This window comes from Pseudomonas sp. OV226, from assembly GCF_003148705.1.
GTDB lineage: Bacteria > Pseudomonadota > Gammaproteobacteria > Pseudomonadales > Pseudomonadaceae > Aquipseudomonas.
Window position 1 is genome coordinate 1 of sequence record NZ_QGGS01000016.1, and the last position, 14,542, is coordinate 14,542.

General features: G+C 59.7%; 18 protein-coding genes. 7 read left to right on the forward strand and 11 right to left on the reverse strand.

From position 1 onward, the window contains the following. The 3 genes from C7534_RS21775 to C7534_RS21785 all read left to right on the forward strand — a co-directional run. A partial coding sequence (locus C7534_RS21775; protein WP_177412263.1) for a colicin E3/pyocin S6 family cytotoxin occupies nucleotides 1–365 on the forward strand: 365 nt, incomplete at its 5' end. Between the two features lie 15 nt (nucleotides 366–380). Then, nucleotides 381–629 carry a pyocin S6 family toxin immunity protein gene (locus C7534_RS21780; RefSeq protein ID WP_109787004.1) on the forward strand — a complete coding sequence of 83 codons (249 nt, stop codon included), beginning with the start codon at nucleotides 381–383 and terminating at the stop codon, nucleotides 627–629. A 251-nt stretch (nucleotides 630–880) separates the two neighbouring features. Continuing rightward, nucleotides 881–1,135, forward strand: a complete 255-nt coding sequence (locus tag C7534_RS21785; RefSeq protein WP_109787005.1) for a colicin E3-like toxin immunity protein — start codon at nucleotides 881–883, stop codon at nucleotides 1,133–1,135. A 153-nt stretch (nucleotides 1,136–1,288) separates the two neighbouring features. Here C7534_RS21785 and C7534_RS21790 read toward each other — a convergent pair whose 3' ends face one another. The 8 genes from C7534_RS21790 to C7534_RS21825 form a co-directional block, all read right to left on the reverse strand. Continuing rightward, nucleotides 1,289–2,299: a YeiH family protein gene (locus C7534_RS21790; RefSeq protein WP_046028040.1), complete on the reverse strand. Its 1,011-nt coding sequence runs from the start codon at nucleotides 2,297–2,299 to the stop codon at nucleotides 1,289–1,291. After that, nucleotides 2,296–2,622: a Rieske (2Fe-2S) protein gene (locus C7534_RS21795; RefSeq protein WP_046028042.1), complete on the reverse strand. Its 327-nt coding sequence runs from the start codon at nucleotides 2,620–2,622 to the stop codon at nucleotides 2,296–2,298. The genes C7534_RS21790 and C7534_RS21795 overlap by 4 nt, the downstream gene beginning before the upstream one ends. Beyond that, nucleotides 2,619–3,284 carry a DsbA family oxidoreductase gene (locus C7534_RS21800; protein WP_046028044.1) on the reverse strand — a complete coding sequence of 222 codons (666 nt, stop codon included), beginning with the start codon at nucleotides 3,282–3,284 and terminating at the stop codon, nucleotides 2,619–2,621. The genes C7534_RS21795 and C7534_RS21800 overlap by 4 nt, the downstream gene beginning before the upstream one ends. Further along, nucleotides 3,281–4,615, reverse strand: a complete 1,335-nt coding sequence (locus tag C7534_RS21805) for an MFS transporter (RefSeq protein WP_077430418.1) — start codon at nucleotides 4,613–4,615, stop codon at nucleotides 3,281–3,283. Before C7534_RS21805 ends, C7534_RS21800 begins: the two co-directional genes overlap by 4 nt. Nucleotides 4,616–4,706: 91 nt before the next feature. After that, entirely contained in the window at nucleotides 4,707–5,759 is a 1,053-nt protein-coding gene (locus tag C7534_RS21810; RefSeq protein ID WP_046028046.1) for a 3-keto-5-aminohexanoate cleavage protein, read from the reverse strand. 81 nt (nucleotides 5,760–5,840) lie between these two features. Next, nucleotides 5,841–6,689, reverse strand: a complete 849-nt coding sequence (locus C7534_RS21815) for a TauD/TfdA dioxygenase family protein (RefSeq protein WP_077430419.1) — start codon at nucleotides 6,687–6,689, stop codon at nucleotides 5,841–5,843. A gap of 13 nt (nucleotides 6,690–6,702) precedes the next feature. After that, nucleotides 6,703–7,683 (reverse strand): quinone oxidoreductase family protein, encoded by a 981-nt coding sequence (locus C7534_RS21820; protein ID WP_109787006.1) that lies wholly within the window; start codon nucleotides 7,681–7,683, stop codon nucleotides 6,703–6,705. Nucleotides 7,684–7,825: 142 nt separating this feature from the next. After that, nucleotides 7,826–8,059: a DUF3079 domain-containing protein gene (locus tag C7534_RS21825; protein ID WP_109787007.1), complete on the reverse strand. Its 234-nt coding sequence runs from the start codon at nucleotides 8,057–8,059 to the stop codon at nucleotides 7,826–7,828. Between the two features lie 221 nt (nucleotides 8,060–8,280). On the opposite strand from C7534_RS21825, the gene C7534_RS21830 reads away from it, so the two are divergent. From C7534_RS21830 to C7534_RS21845, 4 genes are read left to right on the forward strand one after another with little or no spacing between them, the layout of a single operon-like run. After that, nucleotides 8,281–8,811, forward strand: coding sequence for an iron transporter (locus C7534_RS21830; protein WP_046028051.1), 531 nt, complete (start codon nucleotides 8,281–8,283; stop codon nucleotides 8,809–8,811). After that, a complete protein-coding gene (locus C7534_RS21835; protein WP_046028052.1) occupies nucleotides 8,812–9,189 on the forward strand; it encodes a cupredoxin domain-containing protein in 378 nt (125 codons plus the stop codon). Between the two features lie 22 nt (nucleotides 9,190–9,211). After that, a complete protein-coding gene (locus C7534_RS21840; RefSeq protein ID WP_077430420.1) occupies nucleotides 9,212–10,066 on the forward strand; it encodes an FTR1 family iron permease in 855 nt (284 codons plus the stop codon). Further along, on the forward strand, nucleotides 10,054–11,433 hold the full coding sequence (locus C7534_RS21845) for a 4Fe-4S binding protein (protein ID WP_109787008.1): 1,380 nt from the start codon (nucleotides 10,054–10,056) through the stop codon (nucleotides 11,431–11,433). The genes C7534_RS21840 and C7534_RS21845 overlap by 13 nt, the downstream gene beginning before the upstream one ends. 113 nt (nucleotides 11,434–11,546) lie before the next feature. Here C7534_RS21845 and C7534_RS21850 read toward each other — a convergent pair whose 3' ends face one another. Genes C7534_RS21850 through C7534_RS21860 form a run of 3 tightly spaced genes read right to left on the reverse strand, consistent with a single transcriptional unit; the run spans nucleotide 11,547 to nucleotide 14,451 of the window. After that, nucleotides 11,547–12,242: an anaerobic ribonucleoside-triphosphate reductase activating protein gene (locus tag C7534_RS21850; protein ID WP_109787009.1), complete on the reverse strand. Its 696-nt coding sequence runs from the start codon at nucleotides 12,240–12,242 to the stop codon at nucleotides 11,547–11,549. Then, the gene (gene nrdD / locus C7534_RS21855; protein WP_046028058.1) at nucleotides 12,239–12,406 is read right to left on the reverse strand and encodes an anaerobic ribonucleoside-triphosphate reductase; all 168 of its coding nucleotides are present in this window, start codon (nucleotides 12,404–12,406) and stop codon (nucleotides 12,239–12,241) included. The genes C7534_RS21850 and nrdD overlap by 4 nt, the downstream gene beginning before the upstream one ends. A 32-nt stretch (nucleotides 12,407–12,438) precedes the next feature. Next, entirely contained in the window at nucleotides 12,439–14,451 is a 2,013-nt protein-coding gene (locus tag C7534_RS21860) for a ribonucleoside triphosphate reductase (protein ID WP_109787010.1), read from the reverse strand. Between the last annotated feature and the right edge of the window lie 91 nt (nucleotides 14,452–14,542).

A 14,542-nucleotide genomic window follows, 5' to 3' on the forward strand; every position in this document is an offset into this window, starting at 1 on the left:
CGCCGGCGGCGGACAGCATTATCGTCAACCCGGTGTATCCGCCTGAGTACAAGGACTTCATTCTTGTGTTTCCGGTGGGGTCGGGGGTGAAGCCGTTATACGTGGTGGTGGCAAGGCCTATCAGTGGTGACCACAGCTATCATCCTCCACCAAAAACTCTACCGGCATTCCCCGACGCGAATCCGGTTCGGACTAAAGGAAATCGAAAACGCTGGGAAAGTAAGAAGCGCATTTATGAGTGGGATTACCAACATGGCGCCGTCGAAGTGTACAACTGGGCAGGGGATCACTTAGGGGAATTTGATGCAAAAACTGGCAAACAGACCGGAAAAGCAAAACCTGAAAGACGGACATCAACGAAGTAATGACGAGGGACAAAAATGACATTTATCGCAATCAGCGGATTTTTCCCCGAGTCGAATCCCGACAATTCATTGCAATATGAAAAGGATGTGCCGCAAGCCTTAGAGGATGCCGTGTTGAACGTCATGGGCTGGTCAACCTTGTGGGATGTACCTATGGGTGAGTACACACTCTCTCCCGATCAAGCCAGTGTGATTATGGGCTTGGTGGGTGACCCCTTAAGAAAAGACCTGATGTATTACATGGGACTCTGTAGCAACGACTAACAATATCGAATTTGGGATATTTGACCACACCAGGCACTAAAAACCCCGACCAGTCACCTGTCGGGGTTCTTGATCGGTCCCACTCTCCGTGTGGAATGCCGCCGTGGACGCTTCGCTTTCCGTCCACGACTCCAAGCCTAAGTTCTACGCAACGGTGACGCGGAGCGTCACTGGATGCATTCCCACGCAGGAGCGTGGGAACGATCAGAAATCTGAACGAAATATTCCTAAAAAATACTTGTGAGACGACGATGGGATTAAAACTAAGGCTGGAATGGTTTGACAAGCAAACGGAAAGTTTTGAGGGCGAAGAGTTCTCTGATGATCTGGGCGATGATGAATCAGTACTTGATGCTCTCGGAATCCCCCTGGAGAACAACATTAACAACGGAGGTTTTAATGTTGATAGACAATGGGTCGCCATTATCCAACCTTACTTTCGCCACACCATTGAAATCACCGATTCTGACTACCAAATCTCTTTTGACTACCGAGAAAATTGGTAGTCGAACAAGTACGCTGGTCCGTTCAACGAAAAAAACGGCGACTGCTGTACAGTCGCCGCCAAAAGCCGATGTTTGTGACACCGACCGAGAACCGCAAAGCGCTGAGGAGTCAAACGCAATGCGGCCCTGCCATAAAACGGATTCAGACCGGGCTCAGAACCCCCAGCGCAGCAACAGCAGCACCAGGACAACGAGGAACACCGTCTCCCCTATCATCAGGAGGATGGGCTTGATGCCGACGGCGGCCAGTTCCTTGAGCTGAGTCTTCATGCCCAGGGCACTGATGGACACCACCAGGCACCAGCGCGACAGTTCATTGACCGTGCCTTGCACGGCTGGGACCACCCAGCCTGTGCTGTTGATGCAAGCCAGCAGCAGAAAACCGACGGCGAACCACGGCAGCAGAGGCGGTCGCTTGCCTCCGGTTTCGACGCCCTGCATGCGCGTTACCATGGCCGCACAGACGATCACCGGCAGGAGCATCGCAACCCGCATCAGCTTGACCACCGTGGCCGTATCGCCCGTTTCGGTCGACATGCTGTAACCGGCACCGACCACCTGGGCCACATCGTGGATGGTGGCGCCGAGGAAAATACCCGCCATTTGCGGTGACAATGAAAACCAGTTGGCAATCATTGGATAAACAATCATTGCCATGGTCGACAGGGCCGACACACCAATGACGGTAAACAGTGTGGCGCGTTCCTTCTGCGGATGATTGGGCAAAGCCGCCGCCAGCGCCAGCGCAGCCGAAGCGCCGCAAATCGCCGTCGCGCCACCGGTGAGCATGCCGAACAAACGCTGGAACCCCAGCAGCTTGGCCGCGATCACCGAAACGCCAATGGTCACCACCACCAGAGTCACCACCAGCGCTACAGGCTTCCAGCCCAGCCCGGCAATCTGCTCAAGGGTAATGCGCATACCCAGCAGGGCCACGCCGATGCGCAACACGGTGCGCGCCGTAAATTCGATACCCGCTTTGCACACGCCTTCACCGGCGAGGAAATTCAGCGCCATGCCCAGCAGCAAGGCAAACAGCATCACCGGTGCACCGTAGTGCTCGGACAAAAACGAAGCGGCTGCCGCCACGATCAGACTAACGATAAACCCCGGGGCCAGTTCGCGTGTTCGGCTATGGATACGGGTGAGAGCGATGGCGCTCATGGCGCGGACTCCTCAGAAACGATGACGATAAAAGCCTGGCCGTCGATGACTTCGACCGGGTAGTTGTTGACCTTGAGCGCGGTGGAATTAAGCAGGTAGCCACTGCGCAGATCGAAGCGCAGGCCATGGGCACAGCATTGGATCACCCGGCCATCGAGACGCCCGCCACACAGCGAGGCGCCCTGATGCGGGCAACTGTCATCGATGGCAAACAACTCGCCCTCGACGTTGAATAACGCCAGGCTTTTGCTATCGAATTCGAACAGCGCACGACCACCCGCCTGCGGCAGTTTTCCCGCAGGTACGGGGACACGAATGGTCATGACGGTGACCGCTCGCGCTGGCTTTCGTGCAAGGCGTCGATCATGGCGCCAAGCAGCGCCTCGGGCGGCTGCGCGCCGACCATGGTTATCCGGCGGTCGAACTGAAAGCTCGGCACACCGCTGGAGCCCCCCACTTCATTACCGACAAAGGGACCGGATTCGTCTTGCAGGTAATTCTTTACCGCGTCAGCGTCGTAACCACACGACTGGGCGATAGCGATCAAGGTCTCGCGGCAACCCAGGTCTTCGCCGTTCTGGAAGTACGCGGCGAACAGACGTTCAAGCAACAGATCGCGCTGGGCCCTGCTCCCCCGTGTGTTGGCATGCGCCAGCAGACGATGGGCATCTGCCGTGTTGGGCATCGTGGCAATGCGACCCAAATCGATCGCCACCCCTACCGAGTTCGCGGCCTGTTTCACCTGGGCCTGACGCATCGCTACGGCTTCGGCACTGCCCAGACGGTTGAGGTAGAACTGTGCGAACGGCTCACCCTGTACCGGCAGATGAGGCAGCAACTGCACCCCATGCCACACGGTGGTAATCAGCACGTCGGGGTGCTGCAAGCGCAGCAACTCCTGTGCGCGTTCCAGTTGGCGCTTTCCGATCAAACACCATGGGCAGATGAAATCGAAAAACACATCTATACGTAAACGACCACTCACACCTTCACCTCTAACACCGCTTTGTTACTCACTGAATCGTTGACCTGCTCACCCGCCAACCGGGCAATGTCTTTTTGGTAATGGCACTTGGCAAAAAAGAACACGGCCGCTGCCGCGATGCTCACCAGCGGCACCAACTGGAACGCCCCCTGCAAGCCGATCATGTCGGACACCTTGCCGGTGATGAACGGCCCCGGCGCCAGGCCGAGCAAGTTGTTGGCCAGGGTGAGCGTGGCAAACGCTGTACCGTGGACCGAGTAATGGGTCAGGTTGGCAACCATTGCACCGGCAGGCCCGGTCGTACCGGCAGCAATCAACATGCCCAGGCAAATCAACAGCAATTGCGCAGGCCCCGGCGGCAAGGCGAATGCCGCGGACAACAGCAGGCAACTGCCCAGGCAATAGGCGATGGCCAGCGCGACCTTGCGCTCCGCCGACTGGCGGCACATGCGATCGCTGAGCATGCCGCACAGGATCATCCCGGCGCCGCTGCACAGGACAATAATTGCCGCCATGCCGCCAGCCTTGTCGGTCGGCATGTCGTAGTAACGGTTGAGGTAGCTGGGCATCCATACGATCACGGTGCCGCCGACGAACAGCTGCAAGCCACTGCCGATGTAAGCCGCAATCACCGAAGGGCTGGAACACAACGTGCGCAGAGGACGCTTGACCACCGCGCTGACTTTTTTGCCGGCTTGTACGGCACGCTGGGGGGCGATGCGCGCTTCCTTGACGATGATCGGGTAAAGCACCGCCAGCAGCAGACCAAACAAGGCCATGCCGGCAAACGACCAGCGCCAGCCCAGCTTGGCCGCAATAGCGCCGCCCAAAGCCATGCCCAACACCGAACCGAACATACCGCCCGCCATAAAGGCACTGGCCAGCGTTGCGCGCATGTGTTTCGGAAACACCGAAATCACCACGGCAATACCGACGCTGCCATAGGCGGCCTCACCTACACCCACCATGAAGCGGGCGATAAACATTTGCTGGTAGTCCTGCGCCAACGCGCAACCCAGCGTGGCGATACTCCACAACAGCGCCATCAGCGCCAGACTTTTAACGCGTCCGAAGCGGTCAGCCATCAACGACAAAGGAAAGGTCAGCAGGCCGACCATCAAGGCAACAATGCCGCTGAGCAAGCCGAGCTGGCCGTCAGTCAAGGCCCACTCGCCCTTGAGCATCGGGAATACTGCGTTCAGCACTTGGCGTGACATGTAATCGGAAATCAACAAGCCGAACGTCAGTGCGAAGACGATCCAGGCATATTTGCGCGCAACGCCGACACCACTGGTGTCGTCATCGCCATCGGCGATTGGGTGAAAGGCCATGCAGCCTCCTCGAAACTTTCTATTATTTTTGTTATCGAGCGTATTTCACTGCAGCGAGCGGGAGGCCAAGGCCCCCCGCTCCCGCTGTCGGTCAGCCGCGTTGCGGCACACCTTTTTGCCCAGCCTTGCGGTTGGGGGCCATGCCGTTGGCCAACAGGGTTTCTTCGATAGTGTCGTACTTCACGCCGATGCGATAAATCTCACGGGCTTCTTTGCCGGTAGCGATTTCGCGACCCAGCTCATGAGCGATGCGCACGGTTTGCTTGATCTGTGCGACCGAACCAAAACGCTCGCCCTTGTGATCAATGATAGTGTCTTCGTTGCCAACGCGCGGATGCATGCCCATGGCCATCGCCATGGTATTGAACGGCAGCACGTTCTTGAGCAGCGACTCGGACGTCAGGGTGCAGCCGTCCGGTACGCGGTGGATGAAGTTGAAGAAGTTGAACGGATTAGGACCGTCGAAACCGCCGCCGATGCCGATCCAGGTCAGGTTCAATGGACCTTTGTAAAGGCCCTTGCGCACCAGACGCTGCAGAGTTTCCAGAGCGTGCATGCCGGTCAGCTGGAAGTGCGGCTGGATGTCATTGTCCATCAGACGCTTAAGGTGCTCGATAACCCAGGCTGGGCCGGCCGGCACGGTCATTTCGCTGTAGGCAGCCTGATAGGCAGGGTTGGCCAGGGAAGTACCTTCCAGGTATTCCGGGTACAGCAATTCCATGATGTTCATCTGGGTGGTGTTGATCGCCACCGTGACCTGATCCGGTTTTGGCGTCAGCTCGGCCAGCATGTGACGGGTATCGTCAGACAGCCATTTGGCGGCTTCGCCATCGCTTTCAGGGGCGAACGAAATCGAACCGCCGACCTGGATGATCATGTCCGGCACCGCTTCGCGTACGCCGGCAATCAATTCGTTGAACTTGGACAGACGCTTGGAGCCCTTGCCGTCCAGTTCACGCACGTGCAGGTGCAGAACCGTGGCACCGGCTTCATAGCACTCGACCGCTTTCTGGACTTGTTCGTCCATGGTCAGCGGGATGTCTTCCGGGAAGTCTTCCGGCATCCACTCAGGGCCGTACGGGGCCACGGTGATGACCACTTTTTCCATGTTTTCCGGGTGCAGCGAATCGTCGAGAAATTGCATGAGTAACTCCAGTTTTTATGATTGTCCGCCTGCCGGTCATGCCTGGCAGGCGTATCTACAAATATGAATGTGGGTCTTCGATCAGAACGTCTTGTCACCGATAATCCCGGCGCGTTCCATCTTGCGATGGCACGGCGGGTAATCCATGACGGCGTAATGCTGGGTACTGCGGTTGTCCCAGATGGCGATGCTGTTCGGCTTCCAGCGCCAGCGCACTTGATACTCAGGGATGTACGCCTGGCTGATCAGGTAGCGCAGCAGCTCGCCGGCGCCAGGGTTGGCGTCCTGGCCAAAGCGCACCCTCTCAGGGGTGTGGTAGTTGCTGAAGTGAGTGGTGAAGGCGTTGACGAACAGCACCTTCTCCCCGGTTTCCGGGTGAGTGCGCACCACCGGGTGCTCGGCATCCGGGTACATCGCCTTGAGCGCCAGACGCTTTTCGATCGGCATGGCCGCACCAAAGCTCGCCTCGATGCTGTGCCGGGCACGCAGGTCGGCGATCTTCAGCTTCACGTCTTCCGGCAAGTTCTCATAGGCCACGACCATGTTGGCCCACATGGTGTCGCCGCCAACCGGCGGGCACTCCACGCAGCGCAGCACGCAACCCAGCGGCGGTGCCTCGCGCCAAGTGGCGTCGGTGTGCCAGGCGTTTTCGTAGCGGTCCATTGGCTGGTCCGGATTTTTGTAGATGCGCACCAGCCCCGGATGATCCGGGTCGCTGCCGGCCACCGGGTGATCTTCCAGCTCGCCGAAACGACGGGCGAAGGCCACGTGTTCGGCACGGCTGATGTCCTGATCGCGCAGGAACACCACCCGATGCTTCAGCAACTGGGCACGAATCTCGGCAAAAAGACCGTCGTCGTGCACCGCGTCAGCGAGGTTGACGCCGATCAGTTCGGCGCCGATGTTGCAGCTCAATTGTTCGACTTTCATGGCTGGCAACTCCTTAAATGACGAAAATCGAAGAGCCGGTGGTCTTGCGTGACTCCAGGTCGCGATGGGCCTGGACGGCATCTTGCAAGGCGTAGTGCTGGTTGATCTCGATCTTGATCCGACCGCTGCCAACGTGGTCGAACAATTCGCCGGCCAGCTCGGCTTTTTCCGCCGGGTCGGCGATGTAGTCGGCCAGGGCCGGGCGCGTCATGTACAGCGAGCCTTTCATCGCCAGCAGCGCTGGATTGAACGGCGGAATCGGACCTGATGCAGTACCGACACACACCATCAGGCCACGACGCTTGAGCGAGTCCAGCGAGCCCTCGAAGGTGTTCTTGCCAACGCTGTCGAACACCACGTTGACGCCCACGCCGTCGGTCAATTCACGAACGCGTGCGGCGACATCTTCATGGCTGTAATTGATCACATGGTCGCAACCGTGGGCCTTGGCGATTTCGCCTTTGACGTCGGTGGACACAGTACCAATGACATTCAGGCCGAGCAGCTTGGCCCACTGCGAAACGATCAGGCCGACACCGCCAGCGGCGGCGTGCAGCAAAATGCTGTCACCGGGTTTGAAGTCGTAGATGCGGCGCATCAGGTACGACGACGTCAGGCCGCGCATGGTCATGGCGGCGGCTGTTTCGAAGCTGATGGTTTCCGGCAACTTGATCAGCGGTGCAGCCGCGATCAGGCGCTCGGTGCTGTAAGCCCCCAAGGTGTTGAGAAAACCGGTGTACGTGACACGATCCCCCACTTGAACATTGGTCACGCCTTCCCCGACGGCCTGGACCACACCGGAAGCTTCAACCCCCATGCCGTTGGGCATAGGAATCGGGTAGGTACCGTTGCGGAAGTAGGTGTCGGCATAGTTCAGGCCAACGGCTACATGACGGAGACGAACCTGGCCTGGACCAGGATCGCCGACTTCGACCTCTTCATAACGAAGGACTTCGGGACCACCGGTTTCGTAAAAGCGAACGGCTTTGGCCATGATTTCTTATTCTCCAATCTGCAATGTTGGCTTGTGCGTCGAATTGCGCTGATTGGACTGTAGGATGACGCCTGATGAACCGCTTCTCATCAGACGACAATGGCTTTTCATTTCATGACAGAGGGGTCGGTGGGGGTTTCGACTATTGCGGGTTTTCAGGCGCGATGGGCTCTGGGTCCACCGCCTTGTCGGTGACAATGGGCAGCTCAATGCCCCAATCGCCATGCAGGTACCAATCGTCACCGATCATCTCGGCCGGATGCATCGTGCGGTCAGCACCATTGCCGCAGGCCAGAGCGGTCGCCGCACAATAACGGTCGCACCCCCAGCAAATACGTTCGGGATGTTTTGGGCTGATGGGAAAGGGCTTGGCCATGGCGGTACCCGCATGATCGAAGGGTAGGTATGTAACCTACCGCGCCCGGCCTCAACCGCCCTTGATGCAGGTCAATTACGCTCAGTCACCCTGCCCTTTTTACTCGTGCGTGCGCTGGCATCGCCCGGACTATTGCTACGAAAATTGACCATAATCATTATTATTCTCACTCAGGTTTTTTAGACTCGGGCTCTCACTTCTCAGCCCTTCTGGAAACTCTCATGCGTACCTCCCTCGCGCTGTCCTTTTCCCTGCTGTTGCTCGCCCCCCAAGCCCACGCCAAGGAATACCCGATTGGCGAACCCCAGCTGTGCCCGGGGCTGGAAGTCGGCGCGGTGTACTTGCAACCGATCGAAATGGCGCCTGCCGGCATGATGCGCGCGACCGCTGATTCCGACATCCACCTGGAAGCCGATATCCGCGCCACGGCCGACAATCGCCAGGGCTTTCAGGAAGGCAGTTTCGTGCCCTACCTGAACGTGGCTTTCAGTCTGCAAAAACAGGGCAGCGAGCCACCGATCACTGGCGATTTTCACGCCATGGTCGCCAACGACGGCCCGCACTATGGTGACAATGTGAAGTTGCAAGGCCCTGGCAAATACCGGCTGACCTTTACCCTTCTGCCTCCCGGCGGACATGGCTCCCTGGGTCGTCATACCGACAAGGAAACCGGCGTCGAACCCTGGTTCGAACAGTGTGCGCTGCACTACGAATTCATCTATGCCGGGATCGGAAAAAAAGGTGGTTATTGAATGAGCCGCCACACACACCAGAAGCCTGAACCGAGGCGCCCGGGCCCGGTTCATCGACGCCTGGCCGGGTTGATTCTGGCCTGCTCGGTCATGCCGCTCATGGCTCAGGCCCAACTACCCAGCATCGAGTTGAGCCTGCGTGACGGGCACTTCATCCCCGCCCTGCTGGAAGTGCCGGCCGGACAACGTTTCAAGATCATCCTGAAGAACATCGGCGAAGGTCCGGCGGAGTTCGAAAGCACGCCACTGCGGGTCGAGAAGGTGCTGTCACCGGGGGTGACGACGTTCGTTGTCATTCACCCCCTCAAGCCCGGCAGTTACCCGTTCTTCGACGACTTCAATCCGCAGTTGCCCGAAGGCGCCATTCTCGCGAAATAGTTGGCTCAGCCACGGAGTGTCCATGAATCAATCAATGTTCATCGTCTGGCGTGAAAGTGTCGAAGCGCTACTGGTGATCGGCATCCTCCAGGCCTGGGCCAGCCAGCAAATACAAGCCCGTCGCCTGACCCGCTACGTGTGGGCGGGCGTCACCCTGGGGTTGATGCTCTCGGGCCTGCTGGCGTTGCTGATTCTGTTTGCCGGTGACGCCATGAGCGGTTCTGCCAACGAGTGGTTCCAGGCTTCGCTGGCGCTGGTGGCCAGTGCGCTGATGGTGCAAATGGTCGGCTGGATGCATCGCAACGCACGCACGCTCAAGGCAGACCTGCACCATCGGGCCGACAGCCAACTGGCCCGTCAGGGTGGCGTGGGTCTGATGCTCCTGGCCATGCTCGCCGTCAGCCGCGAAGGCAGCGAAACCGTGGTTTTTTTGTACGGTGCCGGTGCCCGCCTGCAAGGTCCGGCGCTGGGTCTGTTTGCCGTCGGCGCAGGCGCCGGGCTGGCGCTGTCGGGGCTCACCATCGGGTTGCTGCACAGCACGCGTCGACTCATTTCGTGGCGACGGTTCTTTGCGGTCAGCGAAGTCGTTTTGCTGCTGCTCGGTGCAGCGTTACTGGTCAGCGGCACCGAGCGAATCGGCGGCCAGTTGCAGGCCATGGATTTGCCGGACTGGGCCTATGGGCTGATCGGCGAAGCACTGTGGGACAGTCGTTCAGTGCTCAATGATAGCCGTGGCCTGGGCAGTTTCCTGGCCAGCCTGACCGGTTACCGCGCAGCCCCCAGCGGCCTGACGGTGCTGGTGTTGAGCGGTTATTGGCTGGCGGTCGGCAGCTGGTTGCATCAACGCACCGCGAAGGCCGTCCCATGCCCGGGCTGAGTCGGCACAATCGCTGGTTGCAGCGCCTGGGCGATGGCATGCGGCGCCACGCCAAGGTGATTCGCGCGGTGCAGTGGCTGGTTGTTGTGTTCTATGCGGTACTGCTGGTGCTGCCGGCGCTATTGCCGACACCGGACAGCCACGCCCGGATCATCAACAACCTGACCCTGCTCGCACAGTTTTTGTTCTGGGGTCTCTGGTGGCCGTTCGTGCTGCTGTCGATGGTGCTGTTCGGCCGGGTTTGGTGCGGTGTGTTGTGCCCGGAAGGTTCATTGAGCGAGTGGGCCAGCCAGTACGGCAAAGGCTTGGGCGTGCCGCGCTGGGTGCGCTGGGGCGGCTGGCCAACCCTGGCGTTCTGCCTGACCACCCTCTACGGGCAACTGATCAGCGTGTATGACTACGCCCAGGCCGCCCTGCTGATTTTGGGTGGTTCAACGGTCGCCGCCGTCGGTGTCGGCCTGCTGTTTGCCAGGGGCAAACGAGTCTGGTGTCGTTACCTGTGCCCGGTCAGCGGCGTCTTTTCCCTGCTTGCGCGCCTGGCCCCGGTGCACTTTCAAGTCGATGAACAGCGCTGGAAAGACAACGCCGGCCCTCGCCTTCCCCCACCCAATTGCGCGCCCTTGCTGGACATCCGCCGCCTGCAGGGCGCCAGCGACTGTCATGCCTGCGGACGTTGCAGCGGGCAACGTGACGCAGTGCAATTGATCGCCCGTTCCAGCCATCATGAAATCCTCCACGCGACGGCACGCACCCTGTCGCCGTGGGATGCGCGTTTGTTGCTGTTCGGCGTGATCGGGCTGGCGATGGGGGCGTTTCAATGGACCGTCAGCCCCTGGTTCATCGCCCTCAAGCAGTCCCTCGCGCAATGGCTGATCGGGCACGACCTGCTCTGGCCCTTGCAGGACAACGCACCCTGGTGGCTGTTGACCCACTACCCCACACTCAATGACAGTTTCAGCTGGCTCGACGGTTTCAGCATCGTTCTGTACCTGACGGCCAGCGCATTGGTGTTGGGGGGTGGTTTGCTGATCCTGCTACGGGCGGCGGCCCGTCTGGCCGGTGACCCGGCGCTGTACTTGCCCTTGAGCCTGACACTCACCCCCTTGGGCGCGGCCGGACTGTTTCTCGGGTTGTCGGCAACCACCGTGAAGTTGTTGCGCTATGAAGGCTTGCTGCTGGAATGGGTACAACCGGCCAGGGCCTGTTTACTGCTGGGCGCCATCGGTTGGAGTCTGTTCCTGGGCTGGAAACGCATGGCCCGCCAGGGCATTACCCTGCCTCGACGCGGCGGCGCAGGTGTTTGCCTGCTGCTGGCAAACGCATGGGTGGGGTTTGGCTGGTGGTTGCAATTCTGGGGCTGGAACTGAGGCCCCTCCAGATCGTTCCCACGCTCTGCGTGGGAATGCCTCAAGGGACGCTCTGCGTCCAGTGACGCGGAGCGTCACGGGCTGCATTCCCACGCAGAGCGTGGGAACGATCACTAACCGCGCAACACGAACTCCGGAAACAGCTCACGCAGGGCCGCCCACAATTCAACCTGATCAAACTGCAATGAAACACTCGACAGGCGCGGATCGAGCATTCGTTCGGTCCGGACCAATTGCACGGCAAAACGCTTGACCCCGCGCTCGCTCAAACGTCGGGCGAGGGTCAACAGCCGGGTGGGAGAGAGCAAGTGCCAATGCACCGTGGTGCGACACTCATAGTCGACGCCACTGGCCAGCAGATGCTCCAGGCTTTTCCAGTTGGCCACGCCACTGCCCCGGACACCGGTGACCGCCAGGCAATCCTCGGCCAGCGCCTTGACGTCAAAACCGACCCAATCAGCACCGGCCACAGCCCTGGCAAACGCGTCCGGCTTGATCCCGGCACTGTGCAGGCCGATACGAAACCCCATCGCGCGCACGGTATCCATGGCCGCCAGCAATCCATCCTGCAACGTGGGTTCGCCACCGCTGAACACCACGGCATCGAGCAGGTCCTCGCGGCGCTGCAGGAACGCCAACACCCGGCTCCAATCCACCTCTTCGCTGCCGCGAGGCGGGATCAATTGCGGGTTATGGCAGTAACGACAACGCCAGGCACAACCCTGGCAGAACAATACGCAGGCCAGCATGCCCGGATAGTCGAGCGTGGTCAGGGGCACCAGGCCCCCGACCCTGAGCGTTCGACTCATTGGCGATCGGCCGAGGCCGCGCATTCGGTGAAGTGGACTCGCTCGCGGTGCTCGGACTGTTTACCCGGATTGAACGCCGAGACCGGGCGGTGATAGCCCATCACACGGGTCCAGACTTCACAACGTTGACGTTGGGCTTGGGGCAATGTGTGCAGTGCATTCATGGTGTAGCTCCTTGCGGTTGAGTGAAACGAAATCAATGGGTCGTGCTCAGGTGTTGCTTGCGCAACAAGGCTTCGTCGCATTTGGGGCAGAACTCGTGTTCGCCATCGAGGTAGCCGTGGACCGGGCAAATGGAGAACGTCGGGGTCACCGTCAGGTACGGCAGGCGGAAGCGCCCGAGTGCTTTGCGCACCAATTGCTTACAGGCCTTGGCCGAGGAAATCCGCTCGGCCATGTACAAGTGCAACACCGTGCCGCCGGTGTATTTGCATTGCAGTTCATCCTGCAATTCCAGGGCTTCGAAGGGGTCGTAGGTAAAGCCCGCCGGCAGTTGCGAGGAGTTGGTGTAATACGGCGCCTCGCGGCTGCCGGCCTGGAGAATGTCGGGGTAACGCTTGAGGTCTTCCTTGGCAAAACGGTAAGTGGTGCCTTCGGCCGGGGTCGCTTCGAGGTTGTAGAGATGGCCGGTTTCTTCCTGGAAACGCACCAGGGTCGCGCGCACATGGTCCAGCAGCTGCAAGGCAAACGTGCGCCCCTGTTCGGTGTGCATACCCTGCTCATCACCGCTGAAGTTGCGCAGCATTTCATGCAGGCCATTAAGGCCGATGGTGGAAAAGTGATTGCGCAGGGTTCCCAGGTAGCGCTTGGTGTAAGGGTACAAACCGGCGTCCATATGGTGCTGGATCACCTTGCGCTTGACCTCCAGGCTCTCCATCGCCAGCTCCATCAACCTGTCCAGCCGCTGCAGCAAAGCGCTGGCGTTGCCTTTGAACAGGTAACCCAGGCGTGCGCAATTGATGGTCACCACGCCCAGCGATCCGGTTTGCTCGGCCGAGCCGAACAGGCCACCGCCGCGCTTGAGCAACTCGCGGACATCCAGTTGCAAACGACAACACATCGATCGCACTTGATTGGGCTGCATGTCCGAATTGAGGAAGTTCTGGAAATACGGCAGCCCGTAACGGGCGGTCATCTCGAACAGTCGGTCAGCGTTTTCGCTGTCCCAGGGAAAATCATGGGTGATGTTGTAGGTCGGGATCGGAAAGGTGAACACCCTTCCCTTGGCGTCACCCGCCTGCATCACCTCGATGTAGGCGCGGTTGAGCAAGTCCATTTCCACCTGCAGGTCACCGTAGGCAAAGGGCATTTCTTCACCGCCGATCACCGGGATCTGCTCGCGCAAATCTTCCGGGCACACCCAGTCAAACGTCAGGTTGGTAAAGGGCGTCTGGGTGCCCCAGCGCGAGGGCACGTTCAGGTTGTAGATGAACTCCTGAATCGCCTGGCGCACTTGTTGAAAGCTCAACCCGTCCTTGCGCACGTAGGGTGCCAGGTAGGTGTCGAACGAACTGAACGCCTGGGCGCCGGCCCATTCGTTTTGCAGGGTGCCCAGGAAATTCACCATCTGCCCCAAGGCACTGCTCAAGTGCTTCGGCGGACCGGCTTCGACCCGCCCGGGCACGCCATTAAGGCCTTCGTGCAACAGCGTGCGCAGCGACCAGCCCGCGCAGTAACCGGCCAGCATATCGAGGTCGTGCACATGCAGATCCGCCTCGCGGTGGGCCTGGCCGATGGCCTCGTTGTACACCTCGTCCAGCCAGTAATTGGCGGTGACCTTGCCCGACACATTGAGCACCAGCCCACCCAGTGAATACCCCTGGTTGGCGTTGGCTTGCACCCGCCAATCCTCACGGTCCAGGTACTCGTTCATCGAAGTCGCCACCTCGACCATCGTCTTGCGGTCGCGGCGCAGACGGCCGTGCTGCTCGCGATAGACGATGTAGGCGCGCATGGCGAAGAAAAAACCGGCGTCCATCAACACCCGTTCAACCCGATCCTGGATCTGCTCGACATGCAGTCGAGCCTGTCCTTCCAGCTGGGCCAGTACCGCCTTGAGCAGCCCCTCGGCTTCGACCTCGGTGTATTCGCCCGTGGCCTTGCCCGCGGCAATCAACGCCTGGCGGATCTTGTCCGCATCGAAGGCAACCAGACTGCCATCGCGTTTGTGCAGCCGGTTGCGTCCTACACTGATCAGCGTGCTATGCATTGGAACTCCAGACACTACATATAGGTTTTAATTGGCTTGAAAACACAATATGCAGTGCAGGCTACGGACAATGGACGTTCCTGCAATTGAC